Raw genomic sequence first — 15,673 nt, 5'->3', positions numbered from 1 at the left:
AGGGTCTCCTGTATAGAAAAGTGGCAACAACAAACAAATGGTATTGCTAATCATTCTCATTATCAATATAGTGTTTCCCGCTTTACAATTGTTTTGCACCAATAAACAGCAAAATTAATAACTAAAACTGGCTAATAAAGGACGAAACATCATGCCACTCAGTTCGAAAGCACCCAATAAACGACCAAGCACACTGTCTCTTGTCGCACTATCCGTTATTTCAATTAATAGTGCGTTGATCTCTGCTCAAGCTCACTCGGAAGAGCCAATCACCATGGAAGCACTGATGGTGACGGGTGAGAAAATAGATAAAAATATTAAGGACACCACCACTGCTGTTACAGTGATCAACGGTGAAGATCTCGCCAGTGGCGAGACCAAAAACCTTAGAGAAGTCGCAACACAAGCTCCTAACGTGACGACTTCAGCTTTTGGTAATGTGGCGATTCGAGGCATGAGTGGTAATGGTGCTGCATCAGGTGGCTATGCATTGATCACGGGCGCTCGATCACGAGTTGCCACCGTGATTGACGGTGGCACACAAGACTGGGCTGGTTACAACTTCACACCGAATGGTGTCTGGGATGCTCAGCAAGTAGAAGTACTTCGAGGTCCGCAGTCCACTACTCAAGGCACCAGCTCCATTGCCGGTGCTCTCGTCATTCAGACTAACGATCCTACTTACACGGACGAGGCTGCGGTACGTGCTGGATTAGAAAATTACGAAAATGGTAATTTAAAATATAACTTGGCGGCGATGTCTTCAGGCGCGCTTATTGATGATGAGCTTGCCTATCGTATCGCTTTAGATGGTACGAAAGGCGAAGGCTGGATGAATTACGATCAGGAGACAGATCAACTGGACACAGGCCCTGATGTAAATGATGCAGAGAACTATAATATTCGTGGTAAGTTGCTTTGGGAGCCAGCCGGCAACCCCAACCTAACAACTAAATTAACAGTGGAACATCACAAGTACGATGGTGAATACTTGAGTTGGGCCAATGATGCAGAAGATGACTTTAAAGGTCAGACAATGGTCCTAGGTGAAAGTCGTCGTAACACCCGCCTACAAGACTCAACTACCGATTCTATTGCAGCAGATATCGATTACGATCTAGGAGGTGGCGTTAGTAATTCACTACGCATATCACAGAGCAAAAGTGATATTAGCTTTGCTGAATACCCAGGTAACACCATGCTGGATTTGGTAAAAGATACCACCACGTTGGAAAACCGCATTATATTTAATAATCAAGACTCTGCTCTAACGGGCGTGATTGGCTTCTATGCTTCCAAAAAAGACGCCGATACTGATATTACTTATCGCGAACGAGATTGGTACACCACCAATGACACAACTACAACCACTCTAGCCCTCTACTCTGAAGGCAACTATGCTCTCACTGAGCGCACCAGTCTTATTGGTGGCGCTCGATTAGAGAAAGAAGATGCTGAACGTTTTATTGTTAATGATGGACGTGTTGATGTAGACCACGATGACAGCGAAACGAACCTATTACCTAAGCTTGGGCTAACACATGCTATTTCCGATAGCACAACGCTTGGCGCCAGTGTACGCAAGGGCTATAGCCCAGGGGGTTCAGCTTACCAATGGGATTCAACACGCGAATTCTATACCTATGACAGTGAAGAAGTCGTCACTTACGAACTTAGTAGTAAAAGTCAGTTCGGTAATGGCTCAACAGTCAATGCCTCTCTTTTCTACAACGACTATAGTGACTACCAAGCTATGTACAATGACCGTATTAACAATATCGATGCGGCGCATTCTTACGGTTTAGAAGTAGAGGCAACGACATGGGCTAGCGACAACTTAGAACTCCGCGGCTCGTTAGGCTTATTGGATAGCAAAATTGACCAAGATGAAACTAGTGATGTCGGCAATGAGCTTCCCAGCGCCCCCAACACTAATATCGGAGCAGGCTTTACCCAATATATTGGTGAGCGCTGGTCATTTGGTGCAGATGTGACTTATGTTGGTGAGTACTACTCTGGTTTGAGCAATGATGAAGAAACTAAAGCCGGCGACTATGTCCGCACAGATGCGCGCTTACAATATGTAAAAGGTGACTTAACTATTGATGGTTATATCAAAAACCTAACAGACGAAGATATCATCTACCAAAACAATGGTGATCGAGCATCGGTTGGCCAAACTCGAACCATTGGTTTAAGCGCTACCTACCGTATGTAGTCATACAAAAAGTCAAAATTATGCGGTAGGTATGGTCTTCCTACCGCATTTTTATCAATTTGACCTAACTTTCCGCTCTAGCCAATTCCAAAATTGTTGTGCCTCATTGGATAATTGGGTACCAGACCGTTTTACCAAGTAAAATGACTCCCCGGCTTCAATCTGATGACTAAAGGGAGCGACTAAGCGACCGTCAGCCAACATATCTTCGACCATAGATGAGCGTGCTAAAGCTACTCCCATCCCTAGTTCTGCCATGCGTAACGACGCTAACATAGTGTCCAGTTGCATGCCTCTAGAAGAATCCACATCACTCGCATTGACCATAGAAAGCCAGTACCCCCAACCTTCTTCATAGCCCAGCACATGCAGCAAAGTATGCTTTGCTAAATCATCGATAACTTGGATTGGCAGGCGCTCTAATAATTCAGGCGCACACACCGGAAATAAAGTATCCCAGCTTAATCGCTGTGAGATGTAACCAGACCATTGGCCATTGCCCCAACGAATTTCAAAATCATCATCTGCCTCGCTGTCTTTGACCCACAGGGAGCTTATATAGCGTAAATCTGTATTAGGATACAAACGCTGAAAGTCTGGTAAGCGTGGAGCTAGCCAATGTACAAAAAAAGATAAGCTGCCACGAATTTTAACTGGCACCGATTGATCCTGACTGAACAATTCATGAGTGCCCGCGGCCAGACGCGAGATTGAGTCTTGCACCACAGGAAGATAAGACATTCCTTCGTCAGTAAGTGCTAACCCACGGGGCAAACGTTTAAATAAGGGCACACCTAAATGCGCCTCAAGCAAACGGATTTGTTGGCTCACAGCCCCTTGAGTTAAGTGCAGCTCTTGCGCTGCCTTGGTAAAGTTCAAGCTACGCGCTGACACTTCAAAGGTACGCAGCCAATTGAGCGGCGGTAAAGACTTCTGGTTCATGATTACTCTAATAAGTCGCACTTAGTCGATAAACGAAGCGCTAGAGTACCTGACCTAAAAAACGTTGCAAGCGCGGATGATGCGAATCAAAAAAGCGTTCGGGCGTTTCTTCAAGCACTAACTCGCCGTCTTCCATGAACACAACACGATCAGCGACCTCTCGGGCGAATCCCATCTCATGGGTGACGACCACCATCGTCATACCTTCTTTTGCTAGCTCTTTCATCACATCTAGCACTTCACCTACCATCTCTGGATCCAGTGCACTAGTAGGCTCATCAAACAGCAGCGCTTTAGGCTTCATCGCTAACGAACGAGCGATTGCGACGCGCTGCTGCTGTCCGCCAGATAATCGAGATGGATAGTTGTTAAATCGATCGGCAAGGCCAACTCGGGTCAACAGATCTCGTGCCGTTTGCTGAGCTTCTGCTTTGCTTTGTCGCTGTACTTTAAGTGGTGCCAGCATGACATTCCCCAAAGCCGTTTTGTGTGGGAATAAGTTAAATGCTTGAAATACCATGCCTACATCAGCACGCACTTTATTAATGTCCGTGCGAGAGTCCGTGAGATCGACTTGATCTAACAGAATATGGCCAGACGAAATACTTTCCAGTTGATTTAGCGTGCGCAAGAAAGTTGACTTACCAGAACCGCTAGGGCCAATAATGACGACCACTTCCCCGGGGAAGATATCAAGCGACACATCTTTCAGTGCATGGCAGCCATTGGCGAACACTTTATTAACTTGCTTTGCTTGGATAAGCGGTAAGGGCTTTACCGTTTCATTGATATCAGTCACTGGCAGCTAACCTCTTCTCTAATCGCTGAATCATCCAAGACAACCCACCTGTTACCAGTAAATATAAAGCAGCCACCGTAAACCATACTTCAAAAGGTGCAAAACTACCGCTCACGACTTCACGACCAGCCTTGGTAAGATCCGTGATAGAAATAACGGACACGAGCGACGAGTCTTTGATGAGATTAATAAATTGCCCCGCAAGTGGCGGTAAAGTGCGCTTAATCGCTTGAGGCATAATGACGTAAAGCATGGCCTGGGCGTAGTTCATGCCCAATGAGCGTGCTGCTTCCATTTGACCAACAGGGACTGATTGTATGCCTGCGCGTACGATCTCAGCCACATAAGCCCCCGTAAAAATAGACAAAGCAGCCACACCCGCCGTAAAGCGATCTAAATCAAATACAGTGCCGATAAAGAAATAGACTATAAAAATCTGTACCAGCAGTGGCGTGCCGCGTATCACCTCGACATAGGTCAACGCTAAATTACGCCAAACTTGACCATGTGCCACACGCATTAAGCCAAAGATAATGCCCAGCAACACAGCAAAAATAAGCGAGATAAATGAAATCTTTATCGTCACCCAAAGCCCCTGCGCAATGGGGCCAAAGCGCCATCCATCGATACGCGCTATCGTATCGCCCTGAAAAATCAGATCGCCGTTGCGCGACACTAACGTATCGTATCGCTGAACGACTTGTGGGTCGCCACCAAAGTCAGGCTGTATGGTTAACTGCCCGGATTCATCAACCAGAGCGGTGCCATCTGTTATCGCCACAATATCTTGTGACTCGGTGTTTACAATGTAAGGCCACAATCGTTCCCAATGCCAGGAATAATCGATTTTCTGGCCTGCGAAATACACACCCGAAAGCAGCATGGCCATGATCAGTAAATACAACGCGTGGCCGGACCAACGTGAAGAGTTTGTTTGCATGAGTTCTCTTAAATAAAAAAGAGCCTATAAATCTATAGACTCTTGGAAATATAAAAAATGTACCGACCGAACTTACTGGATGCTATCGACCCACGCATCGGATTCGAACCACTTAGAATAGATACGATCGTAAGAGCCATCTTGTTTAATCTGTACAAGATAGTTATTTAAGAAGTTTAGGAAGTTCGGATCGTTTTGACGAATCGCCCACCCCAGCGGCTCATAAGTAAAAGACTGGTCTAAATGAATCACATTGTCTTTATGCTGAGAGGCGTACAAAGCATTGTAAGGAAGGTCATATATGAACGCATCTGCTTTGCCATTAGACACTTGAAGCACCGCATCGGCTGAGGTTTCAAACAGGTCTAACTTCGCCTTAGGGAAATATTTTTTTGCGGCTTGCGCACCAGTTGTACCAATCTGCGACACCAATGTGTACTTAGGATCATTAAGATCACGATAAGACTCAACCTGCCCTACAAGCTCTGGCTTTATCAACGCGGTCTGACCGATTTCGATGTACGTATCGGCAAACATCACTTTTAGATTACGCTGCGGTGTAATGGCCATGCCGCCAATGATGATGTCACACTTACCTGTTTGTAAAGCGGGGATAATACCATCCCAAGCGGTATTAACAGGTGTGAACTTCACATCCATTGAGCGTGCCATATGCTTAGCAATATCGATATCAAAGCCAATAAAGCGGCCATCTTTGGTCTTCATTTCAAAAGGAATATAACCGGCTTCAAAACACACTTTCAGCTCGCCGCTAGACAATATACTGTCGATAGCAGGTTCGGCGGCATGACTATTTAAGGAGCACAATGCTCCGATGACTGCCAGTCCAGAGAACGCCTTCTTAAGACCAAATTTCATAGTATTCCTCGCATCGATAACCGCACTGAATAAACAGTGGATACTGAGTGTTTCAAGCATAATTGGCGCAACAATATAGCGGAAAAAATGTGCTAAGAGTAACTATCTAATCCACCCCTAAGACCAAATTTTTTTAATAGATATAGGCTAATTACTCATCATTAAGCCATTATATCGCTAAAAAACTACAGATTGACCAATATTTTATAATTAAAGTACTATGCTCGCCATTGTCCACTGTTAAGCGATACGACACAAAGTCTTGGAAATTATTATGCAATCATCGGTCACTATTTTAGACGGCGGTATGGGCCGTGAGTTGGAGCGTCGTGGCGCACCTTTTAAACAACCTGAGTGGTCAGCTCTAGCTATGATGGAAGCGCCAGAAATAGTTAAAGAAGTCCACAAAGCCTTCATCGATGCTGGCTCACGAGTTATTACGACCAATAGCTATGCGCTGGTCCCTTTTCATATTGGTGAAGACGTTTTTGGGCAACGCGTAACAGAACTGGTGATCGAGTCAGCACGCGTCGCGCGCGAAGCGGCAGAGGAATGCCCTGAGCCTGTATTGGTAGCAGGTTCCTTGGCACCATTGTTTGGCTCTTATCGCGCAGATCTTTATAAAGCAGATCGTGCTGAACAAATTGCACGCCCTATCATTGAAGCGTTGGCGCCACGCGTTGATCTTTGGCTCAACGAGACACAAAGTTTGCTGGCAGAAACGCTGCAAATGAAAGCTCTGGTTGATGAAATCGATGGCTCGGCCAATAAACCTTATTGGGTTTCATTTACTCTAGAAGATGCTGACGTATCAGACATACCGCGCCTACGCTCAGGCGAATCAGTCGAGCAAGCTGTTATTGCTATGGCCAATGCTGGCGTTCAAGGTATTTTGTTTAATTGCTGCCAGCCTGAAATTATTGCGGACGCAATTCGAGTAGCAAAACAAGTGCTTCCTAATCAAGCTATTCAACTGGGGGCCTACGCCAACGCATTCCCGCCACAACCTAAAGATGCAACAGCGAATGATGGTTTGGATGAACTACGTGGAGATCTAACCCCCGAATCTTATTTAACGTGGGCTGAACACTGGAAAGAGCAAGGGGCGACCTTAATTGGTGGTTGTTGCGGTATTGGACCAGACCATATTCGTGCTCTGGCCAACAAACTCTCATAAGACTAAAAGCTTTGGTGAAATAAAAAGCCCACTTCTAAAGTGGGCTTTTTCTATTCTCAAATCAGTCGGTTTTATAAGACCCGAGCTGGTTATTAAGATTTTGGGCCAGCGCATTAAGCTGCTTACTCGCCTCCATGGTTTGTAGTGAGTAGGTCGAGCTGTCTTCACCCGCGCGCTTAATGGACTCAATATTCTGGCTTAACTCATTAGACACTTGGCGTTGTTGACCAGCGGCACTGGCAATCTGCGTGTTGAATTCTGAGATCATGCGCACAGATTCCAAGACATTTTCCAGCATAGTGCCTGCATGCTTGGCACTTTCAACACTTTCTAAAGCGCCTTTTTTGTTGCTTTCCATTTGTGTCGATGCTTCGCGGCCACCGCGTTGTAGACGCTCAATCATTTCTCGAATTTCTTCGGTAGACGCCTGTGTACGGCTCGCCAGAGAGCGGACTTCATCCGCCACCACAGCAAAACCTCGACCTTGCTCACCGGCACGAGCCGCCTCGATCGCAGCGTTTAAAGCAAGTAGGTTGGTTTGCTCAGCAATGTCACTGATTACTTCCAATACTTTACTGATGTCTTCACTAGCATTAACCAGCTCTTGTACCACTTGGCCTGAGCTCTCGATCGCTTGAGCTTGACGCTCAATGTTCATGATCGTATTACTCAGCGTTTGATTGGCTTCATTAACCTTATCATTTGCGCTGTGCGCTTGTTGCTCGGCAGAAGAAGCATTCTGAGCCACGTCTTCAGCAGCAATACTCATTTCATGGGTCGCAGCAGACACTTGCTCAATGTCATTTTCTTGAGCTTGTACTGATTGACTTGCCTTCGCTGAGGCGTCTGACAGCACCGTCGCTGAGCCAGCAAGTTGGCGAGAAGCCTCTTTAGATTCACGTACAGTGTTTTGAATGCGATCCAATAAGGTATTAAAACCTTGCGCCATTTGCCCTAGCTCATCATGACTGCTGGCATCAAAACGCGTGGTTAAATCCCCATCTCCCTCAGCGATATCACGAATCGAATCAACATAACGGCGTAGCGGAGTACCGACAAAAGATTTCACTAGGTAAGCAATCACCAGAACTAAAATAACACCACCGATAATGACAAATATGGCTGCGTTAATGGCTTCTTGTGTAGCAAGCTGATTGACCTCTTTGTTGCTATAGGCCAAAACGACGTCATAACCCCACTTGTTGTATGGCTTGATTGTGTAAGCCCAATCTTCACTATCACCGTTCACCACTTGCTCGATTTGCTCTGGCGTAACGTGTGAGGAATGCACACGGATGTTGCCTTTGCCATCACGCAACGCCACAAACCCAGACTCTAGAATCTTGGTTGTGTCGATCACGCTTTCTAATTCCTTTAAGTCTGCAGAGTAGCCGACATACCAGATACCGATAGTGTCGTTGCCATTTTTGATCGGTGCGTAGCCCGTCAAGAAAGGACGTCCTAAGATATCCACTTGGCCGTAGTAGGCTTCGCCTTGATTAATGGCTTTAATCGCTTTGCCATTTGGCGACAATATAGTACCTGTCGCGCGCTGACCATCGCCTTTAATAACGTTGGTCGTGACTCGCACATAGTCACTGCCATCACGACTAAATAAAGTAGCTGTCCCTCCCATCACACTGGTCAGGCCATCGACTAAATCGTAATTATTTGCTTGTGGCTCCCCACCTAATAGGAGGTTTGGCGGATTGCGCTCACCCACTGCAACACGCTCACCTTGGGTGGGCTGACCAATTGACTGACCTCGCTGGATCAGCAACTTCATACTACTTTGCACTTTAGAGGACACTAAGCTGTCTGTGACATCTAGTAGTCGTGTGATATCGGCGCTCAAACGTTCCTTTTCTTGCTCAACGCTTTTACTGATAGTGCTTTGTGTATTGGAAACCACAAGTGCCACTATGATCAGAGCAATGACTGCGACAATAGCTGACGTGGTAAAAATGAATTTTCTTTGTAAAGACATACGCTTAACTCCAATCCTGAATTTCTTATTCTAGTTGGTGGCCTTTTCCTTGGTACGAGCTTAGCAAAGCAGGCTTTGCTTTAACGTAATATTCTGTATAACAATTGCACGTTTATGTTGTAAAGAAAAGCTTAATGTTAGGTAGCCCTCCCCCCTTAATCGTCAACACAAACTGACAAAGATTACGCAAGTCTTCATTCCTAATTGATTAGCCTGCTATGTATTACATAAAATAGCTAGCATGCTAACTAAATAAGAATTTATCATTATGGACCAAAATATCGGTTGGAACCTCGCCCGCGCAGCGCTTAATTGGCGTCATGTAGTTGATGACCGGATGGCGCAGATAGGTTTCACCCAATCTAAATGGATCGCTATGATGCACTTAAACCGCTTAGGCGAAGGATGCACACAAAGTGATTTAGCCAACACCATGGGAATTGAGCAACCCTCCGTTATACGTACTCTCAATCAACTAGAGCAAGCCGGTTTCATTAAGCGCAAAGAGTCGCCAAGCGACGCTCGCCGCAAAACACTATGGTTTACCGATGCTGGCAAAACGCAATTGATTGAAATGCAACAAATGGCCGATGAAGGCCGAGCTGCCTTACTCAATGGATTGTCAACTGAGCAACGCGAGCTTCTCGACGATGCCCTGCTCACTATTATCTCTAATGCCCAAACTATGAGTCGACAAAACTAATGACACCAGACGTTCACTTTAACCGTTGGATGAAGCGCGCCATCGCGCTTTTTTTTGTGATTTTTGCCTACCTTGTCATCGCAGACGTCACTATCCCTATGACCAGTTACTCTACCTTACAACGACCTGTACTGAGCATCGCGCCCCAAGTCTCAGGCCAAGTTGTAGAGGTCGCTGTTGAAAACAATCAGCACGTCAAAAAGGGCGACCTGCTGTTCAAAATCGACGATACCGATTACCGGCTGGCCATGCGTCAAGCGGAGCTTACGCTCCAACAAGCGCATCAAAGCAACCAAACCTTAAAAGCGAATATCGCTGAGGCGAATGCAGAGTTAGCCTCAGCAAAAGTCACGCTACAGGAGAATGAACGTGAATATCAGCGTCTTCGTAAACTGCGACAGCAGGATATGGTTAGCGAGCAGCAAGTCGATCAAGCCCAAACACAAGTACAAGCCAGCCGCGCAAACTTAAAAGCCATCGAAGCGCGCAAATCCGCCATTTTAATAGCCTTGGGGGAAGATGAAGATAATAATCTCGACGTGAACAGTGCCCGTAACGCCCTAGCAGATGCCAAAGTTGACCTAGCAAGAACCGCCATTTACGCCCCTCAAGATGGCGTTATTTCAAATATGCAGCTCGTCCCTGGCATGATCACTCAATCGGGCCAATCTCTGTTATCGCTAGTGGTCACAGGAAAAGACCGAATCACAGCAGATTTTCGTGAAAAAAGTATCACCAATGTTGAGCCTGGTACAGCGGCATTGATTGTCTACGATGCCTTTCCAGGACGATTGTTTGAAGGTGAGCTGGTAAGTCGAGACTTTGGTATTGCCCAAGGCCAAAACATGGCAAATGGTGTATTGGCTACGCCGGACGATAGCGATCGCTGGGTACGTGATGCACAACGTATCCGTGTCTATGTTAAACAGCACGGTGAGACACCAAGCTCCCTAGTCAGTGGCTCTAAGGCAACGGTTATGGTCGAGTCTAGTGACAACGCTATCTTCCGCTGGATTGGTCATTTGCAAATGCGTATTGTGAGCCTACTGCACTATGTTTATTGAGATGAAAGCCAGCGAAAAGCGACGCCTCTTGCGCATCGCTTTTGGCACTACCATTGGTTTTGCATGCTGCAAGTTGATGGATTGGCCTTACGGGGTCTTCTTCACAGTGTTCCCGATGTTATTGCTAGGCATGGTCCCCGTATTTAACCGTACCTTGGCCATTGAGTTCATCGTCGGTGCATTCATCAGTGCTGCAGAGATGTGGATTTTGCAGACCTTTTTCAAGCCGTTTCCAACCGCGATGATGCTGGCGATCTTTTTCATCTTTGGTTATCACTTCCGGTTTATGCTGACCACCAGTCATTTTTTGATGTGGGCGTCAGGCTTAATTACGCTATCTACTCTAGTTAATTTTGGCAGTTACGATGCTGGGCAAGCCACAGATATGGTCGTTGCGACCATGCTAGCAGCACTGATCTCTGTTGCCAGTGCTTACTTACTCTATTGGTTAATTCCGGATACTGAGCCTTTTAAAGGTTCACCGCCTCCTAAGCCTTCCGCAGCACAAATTAATCACCGCACGTTATTGGGTGCAAGTTTGGCGACATTATCTTTCATTGTCTTCCAAGTATTTGATCTAAAAGACTCGCTCTCGGCTCAAGTGGCGACCATGCTGATTTTGTTTCCCATGACTTATCAAGGCTCGATAGGCAGCGCCAAAAAGCGCTCAAAAGGTGTCGCCTACGGCTGTGGCCTAGCCTTGATTATGCAGATTTTCATGTACACACTGATTGGTAACTTCTTTCTCGTCACTATCTCTTTATTTATTACCGTAATGATCACCGCCTATTTTCACCTAGTCGAGCGCTCCGGCTCCGGCATAGGTTTTGGCGCCTTGACGACCATCGGAATCCTTTATGGCCAATACCTCACGCCACATAGCGATATTTTCTACACTGCACTCTACCGATTTAGCTCTGTTATCGTAGCAATGACAATGGTCCTTATGGTGGCTTATGTCATTGATTATCTCCTCAACAAATTTGAGGCGACTAATAACTACGCCTAACCACTCAAACGGCTTTTTGAGCCATTCTAAGGGAAATACACCACAGCTTGGGACGCATCCCAAGCTGGGAATTTCTGCATCACACGAGCGAAGCGCTCGTTTGACATAAACCCCTCCAACCAAGCCCTTAACTTTGGATAAGGCGCTTGTTCAAACCAAGCGTGATCCACACCAGCAAACTGTCGGATAAAAGGAAACACGCCAATATCCGCGAGGCTCACCTTCTGCCCCATTAAATACGTCTGCGCCGTTAAACGTTGTTCTAGCCGTTGTAAAAAACGCTCCCCTTGCTGGCGATAATAACTCTGAGGATGCTCAGGATGACGATCGGCGTATTTATAACGATCAAGCCAAGGTTTGAAACAGTGATCGTTGTAAGATAGCCAAGTTCGTATTTTCGCTTGAGTCGTCGCAGATTGAGGCCATAACTGCTGTGCCGTTGTTTGATCTTGGGTAGCCCTTAAAGCCCAAAAGATAATATCGAGACTTTCAGGGTAACGCTCATCCTGCGTCACCAATTGGGGAACCGTAGAACGCCCCCCTAAATCCAGCAAAGCTTGAGGCTTATTTTTAAGCACTACTTCTCGTAACTGCACACGCACCTGCAACATATCTAAGGTGTAACGGGCGCGGATAGCATATGGACAACGTCGAAAACTATACAAGACAACAGACAATACCTACTCCAGAACAATGATTTAGCTTAGCTTTACAAGAATTTAACATTTTTATACTGTTGATCTAAGCTAGAAACGATTAAAAAATAATAATTACGACCACAGGCTATCTATTTACGACAGCTTGACTATAGAATAAACAACAATGTTCATAGAATATGAAAACAACAGGAACGTATCATAAAAAGAGGATCACCTTATGAAAAAGATAACCAAATTCTTTTCTGCCCTAGCACTTGCTCTTCCCCTGACAGCTCAAGCCCAAACAGTTGACCTTACTACCATGAACTGGCCACCGTTCTACGGTGAAAGTCTTGAAAAAGGCGGCTTTATTACAGCCATCGTAGAGGAAGCATTGGCAGAATCAGGTTATGACAGCACCATCGAATTTACTGCATGGCAAACCGCTCTGGACACTGCTAAAAGCGGTGAGAAAGATGCGATCGTGGGTGGCTATTACTCAGAAGAGCGTGCCCAAGATTACTACTTCTCAATTCCTATCTACACTGTATTAGCAGGTCTAATCAAAAAACCAGACTTCCCGCTTAATAACTACGCATCATTCGAAACCCTTAATGAATACAGCATTGGTAAACTTGAAGGTACCGTTATTGGCGAGTCATTTGATAATTACCCGTTCAACGACCTACGTGAATACCCAGAAGTAACAGATGCGGTTAAAGCACTTGAAGCGGGTGAACTTGACTTATACGCGGATAGCCTAGCAGTAGCCAAAGAAGCGGCTAAAGCTGAAGGCATTGATGGCTCACAGTTACAAATCCTGCTACCACCACTTGAAGAAAACGATCTATACCTACTGATCTCTAAATCAGTACCTAATGCAGAAGAGCTACGTGATGCGTTCAACAAGGGTTTGATCTCGATTCAAGGCTCTGGTCGTTACGATGAAATTTTAGCTGAGTTTAATCAGCAATAAAGAACCTTGAGATTGTTCACAAGAATAATCTTAGAGTACGCTAAGAAGGCCCACAGGAATGTTCCTGTGGGCCTTCTTTTTGGACACACTACATGGAGCATGGAATGTTCACCCCTAGCACAATTACTTTGATGGCCAATCCACCACGCCTCAGCGATCTTGATATCGAGCAAAAGGAATACGCACTCAAAGACAAAGATCACTACCAAAAAAAGCTTAAAAAAGCACAGGATCTAATGCTGCAAGTTCAGCAGGCCTACTATCATCAAGACAAGCGTGCCATTATTGTTTTTCAAGGTTGGGATGCGGCAGGAAAAGGGGGCGCTATACGGCGCATAACGGAAAAGCTCGACCCTCGAGGTTATCGCGTCCATCCGATAGCCTCCCCAACTAAAGAGGAGCAAGGCAGACATTATTTGTATCGCTTCCAAGCTCGCTTACCTAAGCCTGGATCCATTGCGATTTTCGACCGCTCTTGGTACGAACGGGTATTGGTGGAGCGTATAGAGGGCTTTGCGTCTGACCGAGAATGGCAACGGGCTTATCAAGAAATTAATGAATTCGAGCGTATGCTGACCGATGACGGCGTACGTATCATCAAAATTTTTATGCACATCTCCAAGGACGAACAGCTAAAACGTTTTGAAGAGCGCCTTAATAACCCGATTAAACAGTGGAAGCTAACAGAAGAAGACATCCGCAATCGTAGCAAATGGGATGCATATGAAAGTGCTACGGATGAGATGTTTCAGCGCACAGCAACCATTTCAGCACCATGGCACATTATTCCTGGCAATAAAAAATGGTTTGCCCGCGTCGAAGTACTTAATACGGTTATAGACGCGCTATCAAAAGAAATGGACATGTCTCCACCACCAGTGGATCCAGCAGTGGTAAAAGCTGCACGTAAGCAGCTAGGCATTAAAATCAGCGAATAGTCGAAAATAAAAAAGGGCCATGAAGGCCCTTTAAAAACTTACCACATCAAATCATCTGGGATTTGGAATTCTGCATACGGATCATCTTCGTCAAGCGTCTCTGCTTGAGAGGATGTATTTAACACCAAGATCATGTCAGGTTCTTTCTCCTGTACTTTCTCGGCAATCCCTTTTGGTACGATCTCGTATTGACCCTCTAGTTTAGCAATCGCTAAACGCCCTTCTGATAGGTCTTTATGCATTTTTTCAGAGACGTAGAGCTTCTTCACTTTTTTATCATCAGTAAAGTTGTAAGCGATATCACCGTCGTCTTTAGCCACTCTATTTTGCTGAATGATCTGACGAATTTGCCCCAAAATAGCTTTATGTTCAATTTCAGCTTGGCGTTTTAAGTTAAGCTCTTTATCGCGCTTTGCCTTCTCTTCTTTTTGACGCTTCAGCTCTGCTTGGCGAGCCAGCTCTTCACTATTGTCTACCTGGCCTTTCTTCGCCTTTTGCTTAGTTTGCAGCTTCTCGGCTTTGATTTTATTCGCCTTTTTCTTATCAACGATGCCTGCACCCAGCAACTGCTCTTGGAGTGATTTCGCCATAACGTCCTCTACACTAGTGGAATTCTTGAATTCGTTCATTATAACGACTTTTATACAACGCGCTAAGCTTGTCGTAATATTCATTGCTCCACAATAGTAAGATCTCTAAGAAACACTTTTTACAATATGCTGCGCCCGTGATCGGCAGCGCTAGCCGCCTTGCTTAAGCCCAGCAAGCGTTGCTTGCGATCGCGCGTGGAACGCCCTCGTACAAGAACCGAAGCCCTGAAGAAACTTTGAGGTAGGCGTCATAACCCTTTTGCAGCGCCCATTTCATATTGGCGCGTGGTGCCGATATGTGGCGCGCAAAAGGTGTTTGGCGCCGACGCTCAACCACAAATCTCTCAAGCCTGGGCTTTTTCGCCAGACGTAAAAAAGCCCTGACCGACGATACTCGAAATGATGAAGGGTTATGAGACGACGACCACAATGATCTGAAGCTTCGCTTCATCCCCTGCGGGCATCCTTCGGATGTCTGCCACTGGCTCCTTCGGAGCATCGTGTCATCACATGGATCCGTTGTAGTGGACAGATAGGTGACGGGATTCTGAAATTAAAAAACCCCGCCCTGCTTCGCAGGACGGGGTTCTTTTAATTTAAAAGCTTGACGACGACCTACTCTCACATGGGATCTCCCACACTACCATCGGCGATGGCGCCTTTCACTTCTGAGTTCGGGATGGGATCAGGTGGTTCAACGCCTCTATGATCGTCAAGCAAACGGGTTTGCGTTCGTTTTGGGTAGCTTGTTGCTTTTTCCAAAACACGCAAGTTCATAAACTTGATGTCTTCAACAATTGTCTTTTGAAACAG

General features: G+C 45.8%; 14 protein-coding genes and 1 rRNA gene. 7 read left to right on the top strand and 8 right to left on the bottom strand.

Annotated elements, in window-relative coordinates:
- Positions 1 to 151 precede the first annotated feature (151 nt).
- A complete protein-coding gene (locus tag JQX58_RS00075) occupies positions 152 to 2,218 on the top strand; it encodes a TonB-dependent receptor (RefSeq protein WP_204144800.1) in 2,067 nt (688 codons plus the stop codon).
- A 54-nt stretch (positions 2,219 to 2,272) separates the two neighbouring features.
- Here JQX58_RS00075 and JQX58_RS00070 read toward each other — a convergent pair whose 3' ends face one another.
- The 4 genes from JQX58_RS00070 to JQX58_RS00055 all read right to left on the bottom strand — a co-directional run bounded on the left by JQX58_RS00070 (position 2,273) and on the right by JQX58_RS00055 (position 5,778).
- A complete protein-coding gene (locus JQX58_RS00070; protein ID WP_204144799.1) occupies positions 2,273 to 3,160 on the bottom strand; it encodes a LysR substrate-binding domain-containing protein in 888 nt (295 codons plus the stop codon).
- Between the two features lie 40 nt (positions 3,161 to 3,200).
- A complete protein-coding gene (locus tag JQX58_RS00065) occupies positions 3,201 to 3,950 on the bottom strand; it encodes an amino acid ABC transporter ATP-binding protein (protein WP_420827036.1) in 750 nt (249 codons plus the stop codon).
- A gap of 1 nt (position 3,951) precedes the next feature.
- Entirely contained in the window at positions 3,952 to 4,899 is a 948-nt protein-coding gene (locus tag JQX58_RS00060; protein ID WP_204144797.1) for an amino acid ABC transporter permease, read from the bottom strand.
- A 72-nt stretch (positions 4,900 to 4,971) separates the two neighbouring features.
- Positions 4,972 to 5,778, bottom strand: a complete 807-nt coding sequence (locus JQX58_RS00055) for a transporter substrate-binding domain-containing protein (RefSeq protein ID WP_204144796.1) — start codon at positions 5,776 to 5,778, stop codon at positions 4,972 to 4,974.
- Between the two features lie 274 nt (positions 5,779 to 6,052).
- Here JQX58_RS00055 and JQX58_RS00050 point away from each other — a divergent pair, with 274 nt between their 5' ends.
- Positions 6,053 to 6,955 (top strand): homocysteine S-methyltransferase family protein, encoded by a 903-nt coding sequence (locus tag JQX58_RS00050; RefSeq protein WP_204144795.1) that lies wholly within the window; start codon positions 6,053 to 6,055, stop codon positions 6,953 to 6,955.
- Positions 6,956 to 7,016: 61 nt separating this feature from the next.
- Here the strand turns inward: JQX58_RS00050 and JQX58_RS00045 are convergent, their stop codons facing one another.
- Positions 7,017 to 8,942, bottom strand: coding sequence for a methyl-accepting chemotaxis protein (locus tag JQX58_RS00045; protein WP_204144794.1), 1,926 nt, complete (start codon positions 8,940 to 8,942; stop codon positions 7,017 to 7,019).
- Between the two features lie 268 nt (positions 8,943 to 9,210).
- Here JQX58_RS00045 and JQX58_RS00040 point away from each other — a divergent pair, with 268 nt between their 5' ends.
- The 3 genes from JQX58_RS00040 to JQX58_RS00030 are packed head-to-tail and all read left to right on the top strand — an operon-like array spanning position 9,211 to position 11,718.
- Positions 9,211 to 9,645, top strand: coding sequence for a MarR family transcriptional regulator (locus JQX58_RS00040; RefSeq protein WP_204144793.1), 435 nt, complete (start codon positions 9,211 to 9,213; stop codon positions 9,643 to 9,645).
- A complete protein-coding gene (locus tag JQX58_RS00035) occupies positions 9,645 to 10,709 on the top strand; it encodes an HlyD family secretion protein (protein ID WP_204144792.1) in 1,065 nt (354 codons plus the stop codon). The genes JQX58_RS00040 and JQX58_RS00035 overlap by 1 nt, the downstream gene beginning before the upstream one ends.
- Positions 10,699 to 11,718 (top strand): DUF2955 domain-containing protein, encoded by a 1,020-nt coding sequence (locus tag JQX58_RS00030; protein WP_204144791.1) that lies wholly within the window; start codon positions 10,699 to 10,701, stop codon positions 11,716 to 11,718. The genes JQX58_RS00035 and JQX58_RS00030 overlap by 11 nt, the downstream gene beginning before the upstream one ends.
- Positions 11,719 to 11,744: 26 nt before the next feature.
- On the opposite strand, the gene JQX58_RS00025 is transcribed toward JQX58_RS00030, so the two are convergent.
- Positions 11,745 to 12,395 (bottom strand): glutathione S-transferase, encoded by a 651-nt coding sequence (locus tag JQX58_RS00025; protein WP_204144790.1) that lies wholly within the window; start codon positions 12,393 to 12,395, stop codon positions 11,745 to 11,747.
- 199 nt (positions 12,396 to 12,594) lie between these two features.
- Between JQX58_RS00025 and JQX58_RS00020 the strand changes: the two genes are divergently transcribed.
- Positions 12,595 to 13,332, top strand: a complete 738-nt coding sequence (locus JQX58_RS00020) for a substrate-binding periplasmic protein (RefSeq protein ID WP_204144789.1) — start codon at positions 12,595 to 12,597, stop codon at positions 13,330 to 13,332.
- A gap of 104 nt (positions 13,333 to 13,436) precedes the next feature.
- Positions 13,437 to 14,270, top strand: a complete 834-nt coding sequence (locus JQX58_RS00015) for a polyphosphate kinase 2 family protein (protein ID WP_204144788.1) — start codon at positions 13,437 to 13,439, stop codon at positions 14,268 to 14,270.
- 38 nt (positions 14,271 to 14,308) lie between these two features.
- On the opposite strand, the gene JQX58_RS00010 is transcribed toward JQX58_RS00015, so the two are convergent.
- Both JQX58_RS00010 and rrf read right to left on the bottom strand, forming a co-directional pair.
- Positions 14,309 to 14,860 (bottom strand): DUF2058 domain-containing protein, encoded by a 552-nt coding sequence (locus JQX58_RS00010; RefSeq protein ID WP_239090099.1) that lies wholly within the window; start codon positions 14,858 to 14,860, stop codon positions 14,309 to 14,311.
- 602 nt (positions 14,861 to 15,462) lie between these two features.
- Positions 15,463 to 15,577, bottom strand: a 5S ribosomal RNA gene (gene rrf, locus JQX58_RS00005).
- Between the last annotated feature and the right edge of the window lie 96 nt (positions 15,578 to 15,673).

Source organism: Marinomonas ostreistagni, assembly GCF_016888445.1.
Lineage (GTDB): Bacteria > Pseudomonadota > Gammaproteobacteria > Pseudomonadales > Marinomonadaceae > Marinomonas > Marinomonas ostreistagni.
The sequence above is the reverse complement of the archived record's forward strand: the minus strand, read 5'-3'. Positions and strand labels throughout refer to the sequence as shown.